The sequence below is a fragment of the Ralstonia sp. TCR112 genome, assembly GCF_007997035.1.
Taxonomy (GTDB): Bacteria; Pseudomonadota; Gammaproteobacteria; order Burkholderiales; family Burkholderiaceae; genus Ralstonia; species Ralstonia edaphi.
Genome location: NZ_VOSS01000034.1, coordinates 97,153 through 114,520, shown reverse-complemented (window position 1 = coordinate 114,520; position 17,368 = coordinate 97,153). Strand labels below are relative to the sequence as shown.

The 17,368-nt window shown below is 65.6% G+C and carries 6 protein-coding genes; all 6 read left to right on the top strand.

Annotated elements, in window-relative coordinates; genetic code table 11:
* The first annotated feature begins 2 nt into the window (after positions 1 to 2).
* The 6 genes from FUT88_RS12240 (at position 3) to FUT88_RS12220 (ending at position 17,334) form a co-directional block, all read left to right on the top strand.
* Positions 3 to 10,637: a filamentous hemagglutinin N-terminal domain-containing protein gene (locus FUT88_RS12240; RefSeq protein WP_222614262.1), complete on the top strand. Its 10,635-nt coding sequence runs from the start codon at positions 3 to 5 to the stop codon at positions 10,635 to 10,637.
* Complete coding sequence (locus tag FUT88_RS26420) at positions 10,634 to 12,313, top strand: filamentous haemagglutinin family protein (RefSeq protein WP_261797127.1); 1,680 nt, start codon at positions 10,634 to 10,636, stop codon at positions 12,311 to 12,313. Before FUT88_RS12240 ends, FUT88_RS26420 begins: the two co-directional genes overlap by 4 nt.
* A gap of 316 nt (positions 12,314 to 12,629) precedes the next feature.
* Positions 12,630 to 14,276, top strand: coding sequence for a ShlB/FhaC/HecB family hemolysin secretion/activation protein (locus tag FUT88_RS12235; RefSeq protein WP_147215422.1), 1,647 nt, complete (start codon positions 12,630 to 12,632; stop codon positions 14,274 to 14,276).
* 56 nt (positions 14,277 to 14,332) lie between these two features.
* Entirely contained in the window at positions 14,333 to 16,183 is a 1,851-nt protein-coding gene (locus tag FUT88_RS12230; RefSeq protein ID WP_147215420.1) for a DUF2341 domain-containing protein, read from the top strand.
* Between the two features lie 7 nt (positions 16,184 to 16,190).
* Positions 16,191 to 16,604 carry an ExbD/TolR family protein gene (locus FUT88_RS12225; protein WP_147215418.1) on the top strand — a complete coding sequence of 138 codons (414 nt, stop codon included), beginning with the start codon at positions 16,191 to 16,193 and terminating at the stop codon, positions 16,602 to 16,604.
* Between the two features lie 13 nt (positions 16,605 to 16,617).
* Positions 16,618 to 17,334 (top strand): TonB family protein, encoded by a 717-nt coding sequence (locus FUT88_RS12220; protein WP_147215416.1) that lies wholly within the window; start codon positions 16,618 to 16,620, stop codon positions 17,332 to 17,334.
* Positions 17,335 to 17,368 lie beyond the last annotated feature (34 nt).

The following is a 17,368-nucleotide window of genomic DNA, read 5'->3' as shown; positions in this document are numbered from 1 at the left end:
ACATGCAGCCGAGCCCGTCCGCCAAGTCTTCTTTTGCCAATACTGCGTTGCACCGCCAGCGCAAGCGTCATGCGTGGCGCCTCAAGCCGCTCGTGCATGCCGCCGCATTGACGCTGCTGGCGGCCAATGCGCACGCAGCGCCGCGCGCCTTCAGCGGCGCATGGTTTGCCGAGCGCGGTGCGGCGCAGAACACGGCGGCCGCTACGGGGCGTTTGCCCAACGGCACGCCGGTCGCGCTGCTGAACGATCCGCAGCAGCAATCGCAACAGGCGCGCCAGCAGTTGCAGCAGTCGCTTGCCAACCTCAACGGTGTGGCCGCAGCCATCGCCGCACAACAGGCGGCACAGAATGCGGCGCGGCAAGCCGCGCTCACCGGCCCCTCCGACGTGCCGGACGGTCTGGCAGACGGCGGCCTGAAAGTCGACACGAATTCGCTCACGCGTGGCTGGGTCAACGCCAATGCGCCGGTGCAGTCCAACAAGGACGGCCGCGTGAACGTGGCCATCCGGCAGACCGACGACAAGGCGGTGCTGAACTGGGAGACCTTCAACGTCGGCCGCAACACGACGGTGGAATTCCAGCAGCAGTCCAACTGGTCGGCACTGAACCGGGTGAACGATCCGAATGGGCGGCCGAGCGAGATTCGCGGCCAGATCAAGGCCGACGGCACGGTGCTTATCGTCAACCGCAACGGTGTGGTCTTCACGGGCAGCAGCCAGGTCAATACGCGCAACCTCGTGGCTGCCGCTGCCAACATCACCGACGAGCAGTTTCGCAAGGGCCTGTACGGTGACAATGCCACGCCCACGTTCACGAACGCGGGCGGCAAGGTCAAGGTGGAAGCCGGTGCGCAGATCACCACGCAGACACCGCAGTCCGTGACGCAGGGCGGCGGCTACGTGCTGCTGGTGGGCACTGAAGTCGAGAACGCAGGCACGATCACCACGCCCAAGGGCCAGACGCAACTGGCCGCGGGCGACAACTTCATCATCCGCAAGGGCGTGGGCACGGACGGCAATACGTCGTCCACCACGCGCGGCAACGAGATTGCGCCGCAGTTCGTCGCCAACAGCACGGCGGGCCATGTCGTCAACAACGGCCTGATCGTCGCCAACCAGGGCGACATCACGCTGGCGGGGCGTGATGTCGTGCAGAACGGCGTGGCGGTCTCCACCAGCACCGTCAATACGCGCGGCACGATCCATCTGCTGAACTCGGCCACCGATACGCAGGGGCGCGTGTCGATGGGGCAGGGCGCAACCACGGCCATTCTGATCGAGCAGGACGGCAGCACCGCGCTCGATAGCCAGCGCAACGCGCTGCTGCAGGAAGCCGCCGCGCAGGACAAGGTGCGTGCGGACACCGCGCAAGGTGTGTTCGACAACCTCTCGCGCTTGTCGGACCGGCGCGACCAATCGCGCATCGAGATCGTCTCGGGCGGTGACGTGTTCTTTGCCGACAGCTCGCTCTCGCTCGCCACGGGCGGGCAGATCCAGGTGAGCGCTGCACGCCGCACGCTGGTGAATGACCGCGCGCGGCTGGACGTGGGCGGCGCGGTGGGCGTGCAGGTGTCGATGGAATCCAACAACGTTGCCGTGAACGTGCAGGGCAACGAGCAGCGCGATGCCCCCGGCAACCGTGACAGCGGCGCGCTGAACAACGCGACGGTCTGGATCGACCGCCGCCGCCTCATCTACGTGCCGGCCAAGCCCGGCGTCTATGACAAGGACCGCTACTACACCGCCGGCGGCCTGCTGGAAGTGGGTGGTTACCTCGACAACGCCGGCCACAGCATCGGCGAGTGGGCGGCACAGGGCGGCACCGTCACGCTCGGCGGCAAGGAAGTCGTCACGCAGCGTGGGTCGTCGATCAACCTGTCGGGCGGTTCGTTGGATGTGCAGAGCGGCTACCTGCGCCAGACCTTCCTGAAGGGGCGTGACGGGCAGCTTTACGATGCATCGTCCGCGCCGATGGACGTGCTGTACAGCGGCGTCTATCAGGGTTTTGAAGCAGCACATCCGCGCTGGGGCAACAAGACCACCGAGTACTACTACAGCCCGTTGATCGCACCGCGCCAGAAGCTGGAGAACGGCTATACGGCTGGGCGCGATGCTGGCCAGCTGATCCTCTCCACGCCGACGGCGGTGGTGGATGGCGACATCGTCAGCGCCGTCTACAACGGGCCGCGCCAGAACCAGGCGCACGTGCCCGGCGCGGCCGATGGCTACGGCCAGGCGCAGACCGCCGTGGCCATTCCGGCCACGCTGCGCATCGGCCGTTACGACGCGTACGGACTTGCTGGCGCCTACGACACGCAAGTGCGCATTGGTGACGTGGCGGCGGCACCGATCTCACTCAAGGACGCGCTGCCGGCAGACCGCGTCAACACCATCCAACTCGATGCGCAGCGCCTGAACGACATGGGGCTGGGTGGGCTGACCATCGCCACGCAGGGCAATGTGTCGATCGACAAGCGCTTGGCGTTGGCCGATGGCGGCACGGTGTCGGTGTCTGCGTCGTCCATCGACGTGAATGCAGACGTGGTGGCGCACGGCGGCAACGTTGCGTTCAGCAATGTGCTGCGTGCTGCCAACCCTGCCACGCAAGCGGCGGGGCTCACCAAGGATGGCAAGTCGCGCATTGCGCTCGGCAATGATGCGACGGTGGATGTGAGCGGCCTGTGGGTGAACGGCGCGCTGGATCCGACCGCGGTGGCGGGCATGGCATGGCTCAACGGCGGCAACGTCAGCATGGAAGGCGTGCAGGGCATTGCGCTGGCCGGCGGCAGCACGATCGATGTGTCATCGGGCGCGGGCATTCTCGCCAGCGGCACCGTGCGCGGCGGCAAGGGCGGCAACGTGACGCTGACCGCCAACACGCCGCCGTTTGCGCCCGCAACGGCGGATGGCAGCACGCTGCAACTCGGCAGCACGCTCAAAGGCTACGGCGTGAGCGGTGGCGGCACGCTCACGGTGGCGGCCGACAAGGTGCTCATTTCCGACGGCACGGGCGCACAGGCGGGGCAATTGCTGCTCACGCCCGATTTCTTCCGCCAGGGTTTCTCCGCCTATGACGTGAATGGGTACCGCGGTCTGAACGTCGCGCCGGGCACGGCATTGAATGTGGAAATGCCGGTCTACTTCGTGCCCGACGCCGCGCGCAAGGTCGCCACCGGTGCACGCCCGGCCGAGGTGCTCACGCTGTGGACGCCGCCGGTGTATCAGGAGGACGCAGTCAACGCCAAGCTGATCCAGCGCGGCGGGGCGAGCCTGACGCTGGAGTCGAACAGCAGCCTGAACCAGACGGTGGGATCGCACCTGCAGGTCGGCGAAGGTGCGCGGATTGTGGTGGACCCGGGCCAGACGGTGACGTTGCAGACGCCGGGGCAGATCACCGTTGATGGTTCGATTACGGCGCCGGGCGGCACGATCAAGGTGCTGCAGATGAATGGTGCGGACGTCGAAACGGGCAGCGCCGATTACTTCGACCCGATGCGCTCAATCTGGATTGGAGATCACGCTGTCCTAGACGTCGCCGCGCGTGCCGTCACGGCAGTCGACCAGTTCGGCCGCCGGTACGGCGTGGCAGGCAACGGCGGCACCATCGCCATTGGCCCGAACGGCCCGCGTAGCAACGGGGGCAATGAGCCGGCAGCCAACGCGTTCATCGTCATTCGCCCCGGTGCAATGCTTGATGCCTCCGGTGCAAGTGCGACCGTCGATGTGCAGGAGGGCTCTGGCCAGACCGTCCCGGTCGGTGCAGCGACGCGCCCCGTGCAGGTGGCAGGCGACGGCGGCACCATTGCGCTCGCCTCATACAACGGCATCTACGCAGATGGCGTCATGCGGGCGTTTGCTGGCGGCAACGGCGCGGCGGGGGGCACACTCGTCGTCACGTTGGAGACGCCCCAGTATCGCTACGGTGCAGGGATGGAACCACTGCCTGGCATGCTCGTTCCGCGCGAGCTGGAGATCGGTGCTAGCCAGCCGGCGATATTGCCGGCGGACTTGCTGCCCGGCGCGACCAGTTCGGCATTGGCGTTTGGCAAAGCACGCATCAGCAGCGACCGCGTGCGCACGGGGGGCTTTGATGCGCTTTCCGCCTATGCCGACATGGTGACCTTTGACGGCCCGGTCAATCTGTCGTTGGGCCGTAGCTTGCAGATCCGCAGCAACAACCTGTCGAGCAAGGACGGTGTTTCTGCCGTGCATCTGTCGGCACCCTACGTGCGGTTCGATCGCACGGCCGTCAAGCTGAATGCGGGAGGGGCGCTGTATCCCATTGTGGGAGGTACCGCGGTCGACAACGTCGACCGGTTCCGGCTGCAGAACGTGTCACCGATCGCGAGTCAGGCGTCTCTGAATGTGGACGCGGACTTGATCGACCTTGTCTTTGCGTATACCGCCGGAGCCTACGGCAACGTCGAACAACGCCCGCCCGCGGCGCCCGTGCAGGTCGCGCGTGCCGGCTTTGATACCACCACGTTGAACAGCACCGGAGACATTCGTGTGCAGTTGGGTGCGGGCGGATCGCGACAGGTCACGTTGAATGCGGCACAGGTGTACCCGGTGAGCGCGGCCGATGCAAGACTTGTCGCAACCGAGCGCATCACATTCGGCCGCAATGGAACCGACACTCCCGCTATGCCGGACAGCGTGTTCGGCACGTTGCGCGTGTTCGCGCCGACGATCGAGCAGGGCGGCATTGTGCGTGCCCCGCTGGGCAATATCGCATTGGGTGCAACGGCTGCCAGCGAAGGGCCGACATCGGGGCACATCAATCTGTTACCCGGCAGCCTGACCTCAGTGAGCGGTGCAGGACTGGTTTTGCCGTATGGCGGCACCTCTGACGGCGTCACCTATACCTATAACGGCGCCCCGGTAAAGGGTGCAGTTTTTGATACCTTCTATTCAGGCGTGCTTCGCCTGACAGGCACGAGCTTCGACGTGGCCCCGGGGGCTGTGCTGGACATGTCCGGCGGCGGAGCGATTCTTGGCGCGGGATTCATCAGTGGTCGCGGGGGATCGGTCAACGTGCTGACCACGCCGTTGGTCAACGCGAATCCGGCGCTGACGTATAGCGCTGCCGGCAATCGTGTCTACGCCATCGTGCCGGGCTATCGCAGCGACTATGCCCCCTTTGATGCCGGCGCGAGCACCGCGGCGGCTGGGCGGCAGATCACCATTGGCGCAGGCATTCCAGGACTGGCTCCTGGCGTTTACACCCTCCTGCCGGCGTCGTATGCGCTGCTGCCAGGGGCATATCGCGTCGAGGTGGGAAATACCAACCCGCTTGCGACTGGCGTCAGCGCTGTCGGCAGCGGATCATGGCTCACGGGTGGTGTGCTCAGCACGGCTAACACCGGTGTGCAGGCAGCGCTGCCCACGCAGATCGTTCTCACGCCGGGCGACGTGGTGCGCACGTATTCGCAATACAACGAAACGAGCTACGCTGATTTTGTACTCGCCGATGCCCAGCGTTTCGGCACGCCGCGGCCGCAGTTGCCTGCGGATGCCAGGACGTTGCAGTTGGCCTACAGCGGTTCATCTTCGGATCGACCGGCGTTGACGTTTGCCGGCACTGCACGCTTCGACGGCGCAGCCGGTGGCTATGCGGGAGCCTTGCAGGTCGACAGCGCGACCAACTCCGGAAGCCGGATGATCGAGGTGACAGCACCCGGCGCCACCCCAACCGCGGGCTTCGCCTCCATCGACGCTGGCGCGTTAAACGCTATTGGCGCGCCCAGGCTACTGATCGGTGGTGGCGCTCAAATGAGCGCCAACGGCACGCGCGTTCTGGATGGCAATGCCGACTTCGTGACGTTGCGTACCGGAGCAGAACTCAAGGCACGCGAGATTCTGCTGATCTCACAGGCAGGTGGCATTACTGTTGAAGACGGTGCACGCATCAGCACGCTGGGCCAGGGAACGGAGACGCCCTATCCATCTACAGACGGTTACGTCTACAGCTCGGCTTCCAATCTGGTCGCGGTGTCGAATGGACTGCTCAATGTCATTCAGGGAAACATCGGCGGGGATTCGCAAGGTATTGCGATTGGCCGTGCCGAACTGTATGGGCAAGGGTCACTGCTGTTCTCTACCCGCGGCAACGGTCAACTGACGCTGAGCGACGGCGCCCGCTACGGCGCAAAGTACCTCACGCTCTCGATGCCCAGCATCAACATCGGCGAGCAGGCAGCACTGGATGCTGCCGCCAACGTGCTTCCGAACGGTTTGCGCCTGAATCAGGATTTGCTCAGCCGCCTGCTTGCAGGCAATACGGGCATTGGCGTGCCCAAGCTGGAAAACCTCGTGCTGACGGCCTCGCAGTCGGTCAACTTCTACGGCACCACGGCGCTCAATACGATTGACCCGGTGACGGGCAAATCGTCGCTGGCGTCGTTCGTGCTCAATACGCCAGCCATCTACGGCTTGGGCAATGCCGGCGACGTTGCCACCATCACGACCGACAAGCTGGTGTGGAATGGCGTGAGCGATGGCGTCATTCGGGCGTCCAATCAGGCGCCGTCGAGTGCAAAACCGGGCGGCGTCATCGCAGATGGTGCCGGCACCGGCAGCGGCACGCTGAACATCGTCGCCCGCGACGTGGTGTTCGGCTACGGCCCGTTCAGCCAGCCCGACACGCAACTCACGCTGGACCGCCTTGTGCTCGGCTTTGCCAACATGAATGTGCAGGCCAGCGACAAGATCACGGCAAACAACCGCAATACGTTGTCGGTGTATCAATCGCAGGGCGCATATCAAGCGGGTACCGGCTACCAGTACAGCGGGGGCAATCTCAATCTCATCGCACCGCTGTTGACGGGCGAGTCGGGCTCCATCAGCCGCTTCACGGCAGGCGGGGCGCTCAACGTTGCCGCGCCAACGGGGGCGGGTACTGTCAGCACGGATGCATTCGGTGCTGAGATCGGCCTCAAGGGCAACACCGTCAACGTGGCCAGCGCCATCGTGCTGCCGAGCGGCAAGCTCACGATTTCCGGTGACAACGGCGTCACGCTGGCCGACGCATCGCGCATCGACGTAGCGGGGCGCGCCGTGCCGATGAACGACGTCACCAAGTACAGCGCCGGCGGCGATGTGCTGATCGACAGCACACACGGCAACGTGAGCCAGGCAGCGGGGGCGGTCATCGATGTTTCCGCACAGAACAACCATGCGGGCAGCGTGTCAGTCACCGCATTGGATGCGGCAGCCGGCCACGTCGATCTGGCCGGCACCATTCGTGGCGCAGCAAGCGGCCGCTACGACGCGGGCGGTACCGATGTGCCCTGGCAAGCCGGCAGCGTCGATGTGCGCGCACAAGTGCTGAACGACTTCGCCGGCTTGAACCAGCGCTTGACGACGAACGGCGTCACCGGCTCACGCAGCTTCCAGATCAAGCAGGGCGATCTCTCCATTGGTGACGAGCTGAAGGCGAATGCAATCAGCATCTCGCTCGACGGCGGCAGCCTGACCGTCAACGGCCGTGTCGATGCCAGTGGCGAGCAGCCGGGCACGATTCGTCTGGCGGCGCGCAATGGGCTGACGCTCGGCGCGGGTTCCGTGCTGGATGCCCACGGTACGCGCTTGCGTGTCGACAGCTACGGTTTGCCCATCGACGCGCCCAACCGCGGCATCGTTGAGCTGCGCGCCACAGAAGGGCGCCTGACACTGGCGCCCGGTGCGGTCATCGATGTGCGCGCCGCTGACAACGTGGCGCGCGGCACGGTCACGCTCAGCGCGCCGCGCATCGGTGCGGACGCCCAGGGCGACATGGCGATCGACGCGTCTGGCGCGGTCGACATCCGCGGCGCAAGGAGCATCGCCGTGCAGGGTTTCCGCCGCTACGACAACGCGCCGCTCGAAACGGCGCCCACGGTGGATGGCAAGCCCAATCAGGTCATCACCCAAGGCTGGATGGACGGCGTCGATGCTGACAGCCGCAACTTCATCAATGCCGCATGGAACAACACCGATCTGCAGGCGCGCCTGGCTGGCTTGAAAACCTATGGCGGCGCATACCACCTGCGGCCCGGCGTTGAGATCGTCAGCGCCACGCCGGACGGCAATCTGCTCGTGCGCGGTGATCTGGATTTCTCGAGCTACCGCTATGGCCCGAATGTCGATCCGGGCGTGCGTGGTTCGGGCGAACCCGGCGCGCTGGTGATTCGTGCAGGCGGAAAGCTGCAGGTGCTCGGCAGCATCAACGATGGCTTTGCGCCGCCGCCGGCGACGCAGGATGATGCAGGCTGGCTGTTGACCTCCGGCAAGCAGCCCTACGGCAACGACATCATCGTGCCCCGCAGCGGCATCACGCTGGCCGACGGCACGCTGTTTGCCCCCGGCACGATGCTCAACTACGACGTGCCGCTGCGCTCGTTCACGCTGCCGGCCAACACGACGGTGCCTGCGAGCCTGACCTTGGGCCAGCCGTTGAACCTGACTGCCGGCACGGTGCTGCGTGCCGCCGTGCGCGATGCGACTGGCAATGTGGTGTACCCCGCCGGTACGGTCTTGCGACAGGACACCGCGCTCGCGGCCGGCATGGTGCTGGATGCAGGCAGCGTGGTCGCCGCGCCCGTGTCGGTGGCTTCGGTTGTCTGGCCGAAGGGTGTGTCGATGGCAGCACCGTTGGGCACACCCGGCATTGCGCTGGACGGTGCATTGGCCCTGCCAGTGGGGGCGCTGATCCCCGGCTCAGCCGATGTGAAGCTGCCCGGCGACGTCAAGTTTGTCGAGCTGCGCGATACGGTGAACGGTTCGCAGGGCAGCAACTGGGCGATTGCGCCCATGTTGAAGTCGGGCACTGAGTCGTGGTCGATGCGGTTGGTGAGCGGGGCGGATATCAGCGCAGCAGACAGCCGCGCGGTGCGACCTGATGCGGGGCAATCCGGTCATCTCGTGTTGGGAGATGCGCATCTGTCTGCGGTGGCGCAGTCAATACCGGCGCGCGTGGTGTGGAAGGATGGCTCCCCCTTTGGGCAGGCCGGTGATCCTGTACCAGACGACCTGCTGTTCTTCTGTGACATTGGCGACTACTGCTCGAGTGAACCGGCGCAGACGACGTTGATCCCACGCTTCCCGCTTTTCAGTGTCCTGCGCACTGGCACGGGCGACCTGGACCTCGTCAGCGGCGGCAGCATCGACATGCGTTCCACCTACGGCGTCTACACGGCCGGAACGCAATCCGCATCGTTGCTCGACAGCAGTGGCAACAACCCCTACAACCAGCGACGCGGCACCGAGCGCACAACCGGCAATACGGTCCTTGGCGCTGACGGTGCTGCATATGAACCGTTCGTCAACGGCGATCCGGCAACCAGCCTGTATCAGGCGTGGTATCCGGAGCGCGGCGGCAATGTTGTGCTGTCGGCGCAAGGTGCCATCACGGGGCATACGTTGGGCATTGGTCCGACCTTCAGCAACAACCCTGGCGATTGGCTTTGGCGCCAGGGCGGCACGGGGTCCGGCTTGCCGACGGCGTGGTGGGTGAATTTCGGCACGTACGTGTTCTCGGCGCCGAGTAGCAGCGCGGCAGCTTCCCCAAGGCTCGTCGGCTTCACGGGAATTGGCGCACTGGGTGGCGGCAACGTTCAGGTGATTGCGGGCGGTGACCTCGGTGTGCAATCGGACCCTGGTGTCCGATCGCAGCCGACAAGCGAAGCACTGAATGTGGCCGTGGCCAGCACGGGGCGAATTGGCACGGACGGAAAGCCGGTGCTGACGGGCGGTGGCGATCTGCAGCTCGATACGCAGGGCGCGATCAATCCGCTGGACTCGGCTTTCCGCAAGTCATACCTCAATAGCCCCGATATCAATGGTGTGCTGACGAATCTGCGCGGCAACCTGAGCGTGGAAGCGGGCGCCATTGGTCGCCTGGAGCTGACATATGGATCCGCTATTCCAAACGACCCGCGCGGGGAGGATGTCTTTGCCGCCACCAAAGCAACGCCGCTGGGCGGGCTGACGATTGTGCCGGGCGATGCGACGGTCAATATGTCGAGCCGTGGGGATCTGGTGCTCGCTGCAGTCGGGGATGCGGGCCGCCTCACGCAGATGAATGCCACGCCGTATCTGCCGACGTTGGGCGGCACGCTGACGCCACAAACGGGTGGTGGCTACAGCTGGTTCTCGCTGTGGACCGACAAGACGGCGCTGAACCTGTTCTCCGCTGGCGGTAACCTCACACCCACCACGCAGAGCCTTGATTCCTCGGTGGCGGCGGGCGTCGGCGCCGCAACGGACGGTCGCTTCGTCTATCCGGGCACGCTGCGGGCAAGCGCGGCGCGAGGCAACGTGTACTACGGCGGCGGAAGTGGTAGCGCTGCCAACACGTCGCTCGTGCTCGCGCCCGCTCCGTTCGGCCAGTTGGAAATTCTGGCCAACGGCTCGCTGTATGCAAACGGCTACGGGATCACCCAGTCTGGCGCATCGCAAAATGCGCTCGTAACGCCGTTCAACCCAGGTTTCATTGGCTATGGCATTGGCGCTGGCACTCTGCCGTTGGTAGACAACACCAGCGCGACGGCACGGCTGCCTCGCGCGGAAGCGGTGGAGCGTTGTTCGCATTTGGCCCCGATACGGCTTCCGGCACGTTGCACGCGAACGATAGCGAGCCAGCACGTTTCTATGCGGTGAATGGCGACATTGTCGGACTGCGCACCGGCGAGATGTTGGATTTCACCAATGGCGGCCAGAATGCTTCGCCGAAATCTCTGAAGAACTGGTATGTCGCAGCCAAGCCGACCTGGATTCTGGCCGGCAGAGACATCGTGGGTGCCGGCACCCCGCCAGGCACATCCACGCCGACCGGCTTCTCCGCCACGACTTCCACCGGCAACCTCCTCCTCAACAACAACCCCAACGACATCTCCGTCGTCTCTGCAGGCCGCGACATCCTCTTCGGCAATTTCCGTGTGGCGGGCCCCGGCACGCTGGAGGTCACCGCGGGCCGCAACCTGTATCAGGCGGACAAGGGTTTGCTGGAAAGCATCGGTCGCATCGGCATGGGAATCTCCGTCAACGCGGGCGACCGCAGCAGTGGCGCGGGCATCAGCGTGATGGCCGGCGCGGGCGCAGCAGGCGCGGACTTCACGACGTTCGCGCGCCGCTACCTCGACGCGGCCAATCTGGCCAACCCCAATGCGCCGCTGGCCGACCAGGCAGGCAAGGTCGTCAAGACGTACGACAAGGAACTGCTCGACTGGCTGCAAACGCGCTTCGGCTACACCGGCCCGCAAGACGGCGCACTCGCGTTCTACCTGGGCTTGCCGGCGGAGCAGCAACGCGTGTTCGCGCGCTCGGTGTACTTCAGTGAACTGCGCGCAGGCGGCCGCGAATACAACGACCCAGGCAGCCGCCGCTTCGGCAGTTACCTGCGCGGGCGCCAGGCCATCGCATCGCTGTTCCCCGACAAGGATGCCGAAGGCCGGCCGATCCAGCGCGAGGGCACGATCACGATGTTTGGGCCCTCGGGAATTCGCACGGATTTCGGCGGCGCCATCCAGACGCTCACGCCGGGCGGCAAGCTGATCGTGGGTGTGGAGGGGCAGGTACCGCCGGCCACGTCCGGCCTGCTCACACAGGGCGCGGGCGACATCCAGGTCTATTCCAAAGACAGCGTGCTGCTGGGCCTGTCGCGCATCATGACCACGTTTGGCGGCGGCATTCTCGTGTGGTCGGCCGAAGGCGATATCAACGCGGGTCGCGGGTCGAAAACGTCGCTGCTCTACACCCCGCCGCTGCGTGTGTATGACAGCATGGGCAACGTCACGCTGTCGCCGCAGGTGCCGAGTTCTGGTGCGGGCATTGCCACGCTGAACCCGATTCCGGACGTGCCGCGCGGTGATGTGGACCTGATCGCGCCGCTCGGCACGGTGGACCCCGGCGAAGCGGGCATCCGCGTGTCAGGCGACATCAACGTGGCGGCGCTGCGCGTGGTGAATGCGGCCAACATCCAGGCGCAAGGTGAGTCGCGCGGCATTCCGACGGTGGCGCTGGTCAACGTGGGGGCGCTCAACTCGGCCAGCGCTGCAGCCAATTCGGCTACGCAGGCGGCGCAAGACGTGATGCGCCAGCAGCAGGCTGCAGCGCGTAACGGCTTGCCTTCCATCATCACCGTGCAGGTGCTGGGCTACGGTGGCACGGGCGGAGCGGGCACAGAGGGCGGCAATGGCGCACCGAAGGCCCCGGAGCCCGAACGCCAGGACCGCTCAAGCTACGACCCCGGCAGCGCCTTCCAGATGATCGGCAATGGCGAGTTGAACGAGCGCCAGAAGATGCGGCTCACCGCTGCCGAGCGTAAAAACCTGTGATGCCATAAGCGGTAGGCAAGCGTTCTTCATCGGTGCGTCATCGTGTGGTCATACAGCGCGCGATGCCTCCTGAAGCTACAGCGCACCGCGTTATGTGGATGCGCCGCAGCGTCCATCTCCATGCGCCTTCATGGCCCGCGTGCGATGTCGTCATGACAACGCACGCGGCGCTCCATGAACTTTGCGTGACATCACAAAATGTTTGCGGATTTGCGTTTCAGCAAACGTCATTCCTGTGAAGACCGACGGCTGACGAACGACGCAGCCAGCCGGCGCACAACACACGAATGATGCCGAATCGGCACCGAGCCAACGCATGTCCGAATTCAAACAACGCAGCCACCAACGCAGGTCTGTGGGGAGTGTCCGGCTGGCAGTTCTGATGCTGCTCACCCCGGGCGTGGCTCTGGCGCAAGAGCCGACGGCGCCCGCTGCCGCCCCGGTTGCTGCACCCTCCGCCGAGCCCACACCGCAACGCAAGGTCAACATCAACGAGTACGTCGTGCGCGGCAACACGATGCTCGACGTGCGCACCATCGAGAAGACCGTCACGCCGTTTCTCGGGCCCGATCGCACGCTCAAGGACATTGAAGACGCACGTGCTGCGCTGCTGGCGGTGTATCAGGCCAAGGGCTATCAATCCGTCTATGTCGATCTGCCCGAACAGCAGGTGACCGGCGGCGTGGTGATCCTGCAGGTGAACGAAACACGCGTGGGCCGCGTGCGTGTAACGGGCGCGGAGTACACCTCGCCCCGCATCGTGCGTGAAGCGGTGCCGGCGCTGCAGGAAGGCAAGGTGCCCGACTTTGCGCAGGCGCAGAACGAGCTGGCAACGCTCAACCGCGCAGACCGCCAGGTGATTCCCGTGGTGCGCCAGGGCGCGCTGCCCGGCACGATGGATGTTGACCTCAAGGTCGATGACAAATCGCCGGTGCATGCCAGCATTGGTTTGAACAACGACCACAGCGCTGATACGCGCCCGCTGCGCATGACGGCCTCCGTGAGCCATGACAACCTATGGCAGCTCGGCCATCGCGCATCGCTATCGTTCTTCGGTGCGCCGCAAGACTTCAGCCAGGCGCGGGTGTGGTCGGGTGCTTACACGGCGCCGATCCCCGATACCAACTGGAGCCTGGAGTTCTCCGGCTACAAATCTGACAGCAACGTCGCGACGGTTGGCGGTACCAGCGTGCTCGGCAAGGGCCATGCAGTAGGCGTCAAGGCCAACTACGTGCTGCCGATGGCGGGCGCGTGGTGGCAGCAGCTCGGCGTCGGTATCGACTTCAAGGACAACGCCGAGAGCCTGCGCTTCGGCAGCACGAGCGACCACGTGCCGCTCAAGTACGCGCCCATCTCGTTCTACTACACCGGCTATCGGCAGACCGAGCGCGACACGCTCAGCCTGAACCTGACCGCCACCGCCGGCACGCGCAGCCTGTTCGGTTACGGCAGCCGTGAAGAGGCCTACGACTACAAACGCGTGAATGCGCGTTCGAGCTTCCTCGTCTTCAAGGCCGACGCCACCGAGACGCACACCTTCCAGGGCGGCTCGCAAGCGGTGGTGCGCGTGGCAGGGCAGTTGTCGGATTCGCCGCTCGTTTCCAGCGAGCAGTTTGCCGCTGGCGGCATGAGCAGCGTGCGCGGTTATCTGTCGGCGGAGGCCACGGGCGACTATGGCGCGCTTGCCTCGCTCGAATGGCGCACCGCACCGTTCAACAAATTCGCGCCTGCACTGGATGAACTGCGCTTCTACCTCTTTACCGATGCGGCCTACCTGCGCCTGCGCCAACCGCAGGTGGAGCAGGCCAGCAGCTTCACGCTCGCATCGCTGGGCTTCGGCACCAGCTTCAAGTTGACCGACTACGTGCGCGGCCGCCTGGAGTTCGGCTATCCGCTGCGCGACGGCCCCAGCACGCGGGCGCATTCACCGCGCGTCAACTTCAGCGTCAACGCAAGTTACTGAGCCGCCTTGAACCCATCACCGAGCCACGTCCTTTTTTGTTCCGGAGAGTTTCTGCCATGCGACGCATTCTGTTCCTGCTCACGCTGCTGAGCGTCTTCCTGCCCGGCACCGCGCTGGCGTGGTGGCAGCCCGATTGGGCGTATCGCAAGCCGATCACCATCGACGCCGGCCCGCAAGGCGGCGCGCTCAAGGGCGATGCCGGCCGCACGCCCGTGCTGGTGCGCCTGCATACCGGCAACTTCAGCTTTGACGGCACGAGCGAGAACGGGGCCGACTTGCGCTTCATCGCCGGCGACGACAAGACCGTGCTGAACCACCAGATCGAACAGTTCGACCCGCTGCTGGGCATCGCGCTGGTGTGGGTGGATGTGCCGACGGTGACGACCGGCGCGCCGCAGCACATCTGGATGTACTACGGCAACCGCAAGGCACCGGCTGCGGGCAATGGCCAGCTGACGTTTGATCCGGACTACACGCTCGTCTATCACTTTGGTGAGACCGGCGCACCGCCGCGCGATACCACCGCCTATGGCAATCACGCGCAAACGCCCGTGACCACGCTGGACGGCGCGGTGATCGGCAAAGGCGCACAGTTCAACGGCACACCGCTGATGCTGCCGGCATCGCCGTCGCTGACGACGCAGGCCAACGGCACCTTTACCGTTTCGGCCTGGGTACGGCCCGAGAAGCTGGCGGCCGGGCAGGTCATCTACGCACGCCGCGATGGCGCCAACGAATTCGTGCTCGGTGTGGACAACGGTGTGCCCTTCGTGCAGGTGAACGGCCAGCGCAGCGCACCAGGCCAACCGGTGCGTGATGCACAGTGGTCGCACGTGGCGGCCACTGCCGATGAGCAGGGCGTGCATCTGTATGTGAACGGTGCAGTAGCAGCCACCCTCGCGGCGCATATGCCGGCGCTCAACAGCGCCGCAGCCGTCGGTGCCGACGCCCCCGGTGGCTCGGGCCTGAACCCGTTCAGCGGGGCGGTCGATGAGCTTCGCCTGTCCAAGACCGCACGCCCCGCCGGGCTGATCCAGGCCGATGCGATCGCGCAGGGCGCTGAGTCGCGCCTCGTGGTGATGGGCCCGGATGAGCAGCAGGCCGGCAAGAGCCACTTCGGTTTCATCCTCGCGGCCATGCCGGTCGATGCATGGGTGGTGGTGTGCGTGCTGGGGCTGATGATGGCCGGTTCATGGGCCATCATGATTACCAAGAGCCGTTACTACAGCGCGGTGTCGCGTGCCAATGCGCGGTTCATGGCGGTGTTTCGCGAGACGGCTGGTGCATCGCTCGATTCACTCGTGCGCGGTGGCAAGGTCGGCGCGGATGTACGGCAGGATTCGTCGCTGTGGCGCCTGTACGAAATCGCCATCCGCGAGATGCAGTTGCGCCACGAGCGCGGCTTTGACATCAACGCGGTGTCGGCCGCCACGATTGCGGCCATTCGCGCCGCCATGGAAGGTGTGATGGTGCGCGAGAACGAGCGCATGGCACGCCGCATGAATTGGCTGTCCACCACCATTGAAGGCGCGCCGTATGTGGGCCTGTTCGGCACGGTGATCGGGATCATGCTGGTGTTCGTGGTGGCGGCCATGGCCGGCGCGGTGGACATCAACTCGGTGGCGCCCGGCATGGCAGCGGCACTGCTGTGTACCGCAGCGGGCCTGGGCGTGGCCATACCGGCGCTGTTCGGCTACAACTGGCTCGCCTCCCGCTCGGAAGCCATCGCGGCGGACATGGCCGTGTTTGTCGACGAGTTCGCCACGCGCCTGGCTGAAGAGCACGGCGACGGCCGCGCCACCATCGTGATGGGCGACACCGCCGCGCACAGCGCGCCATCCGGTCACCGCACCGATGCGCCGGGCGGCGGCTTCGTGGCCAGCCCGGCCGCGCCGCACCGCGAGTGAGGGCGCCATGTCCACTGCATCCCGCTTTGGCCCCAAGAAGCGCTCCAGCGGCATCAACATCACGCCGTTTGTCGATGTGCTGCTGGTGGTGCTGGTGATCTTCATCCTCACCAGCAACGCGAGCATTCCCGGTATCAAGGTCAACCTGCCCAAGGCCAGCGCCAGCGTTGCGCTGGAAAAGCCCAAGACCAAGGCCATCACCATCGACAACAACGGGCAGGTGTTCCTGGATGCATATCCGGTGACGCTGCCCGAGCTGGAAGACCGCCTGCGCACCGAGAAAGCCGTCACGCCGGACTTTCCCGTGATCGTGCGCGGCGATGCCTCCGTGCAATACGCCAAGGTGGTGGAGGTGCTCGACCTGCTGCGCAGGATCGAGCTGAACCAGATCGGTCTGGTGACCGGCAAGCCGGCGGCATGAGGGCGGCGCGATCATGCAGCTCGACCTGAATCCGTCCACATCCACGGCCGAGGCGCCGCCCGCCTTCTGGCGGCGCTGGGGCGGCTATGCAATCGGCGCCGTGGTGGCGCTGATTGCGGTGGCGGTGGTGTGGTATCTGCTGGCGGGCACGGCCAGCACCAAGCGCGAGGCGCCTTCCACGCCCATGCTGGTGTTGCAGCCGCCGCCTCCTCCGCCGCCGCCCCCGCAGCCGGAGAAATTGCCCGAGCTCGAAAAGGTGAAGCCCGAAGTGGTGGAGCCCAAGCCCGAGCCCACGCCGGCAGAACCCAAGCCGGCTGAGGACACGCCCAACCCCGCGAAGGACCTGTCCGACCCCGTGACGATGTACGCCGACGGCCAGGCCGGCACGGACGCTTTCGGCATTGGCGCAGGCAAGGGCGGCGGCATGAGCGGCAGCGGCGCTGGCGGAGGCAATGCCACGTACGGCCGCTATTTCGGTTACGTGCTGCAGCAGGCTCTGTCACGCGATGAGCGTGCGCGCCGCCTCGTCTTCCTGATGCAGGTCAACGTGTGGCTCGACCCGAACGGCCGCCTCACACGCGTCGAACTCGTACACGGCAGCGGCAATGCCGACACCGATCAGGCCGTGCTCACCGCCCTGCGCAGCATCGAGAAGGTGGACGAACGCCCGCCGGCATCGCTGCAGTTTCCGCAGCGCGTGACGCTGCAAGGCAAGCGGCCCGCCGGTTAACAACGACATGCCGGCTTGGCAGTCGAACCGGCAC

Excerpts from the sequence above, each read along its gene's own strand:
- FUT88_RS12240 (WP_222614262.1), top strand. The coding sequence starts at position 3 with ATGCAGCCGAGCCCGTCCGCCAAGTCTTCTTTTGCCAATACTGCGTTG.
- FUT88_RS12235 (WP_147215422.1), top strand. The coding sequence starts at position 12,630 with ATGTCCGAATTCAAACAACGCAGCCACCAACGCAGGTCTGTGGGGAGT.
- FUT88_RS12230 (WP_147215420.1), top strand. The coding sequence starts at position 14,333 with ATGCGACGCATTCTGTTCCTGCTCACGCTGCTGAGCGTCTTCCTGCCC.
- FUT88_RS12225 (WP_147215418.1), top strand. The coding sequence starts at position 16,191 with ATGTCCACTGCATCCCGCTTTGGCCCCAAGAAGCGCTCCAGCGGCATC.
- FUT88_RS12220 (WP_147215416.1), top strand. The coding sequence starts at position 16,618 with ATGCAGCTCGACCTGAATCCGTCCACATCCACGGCCGAGGCGCCGCCC.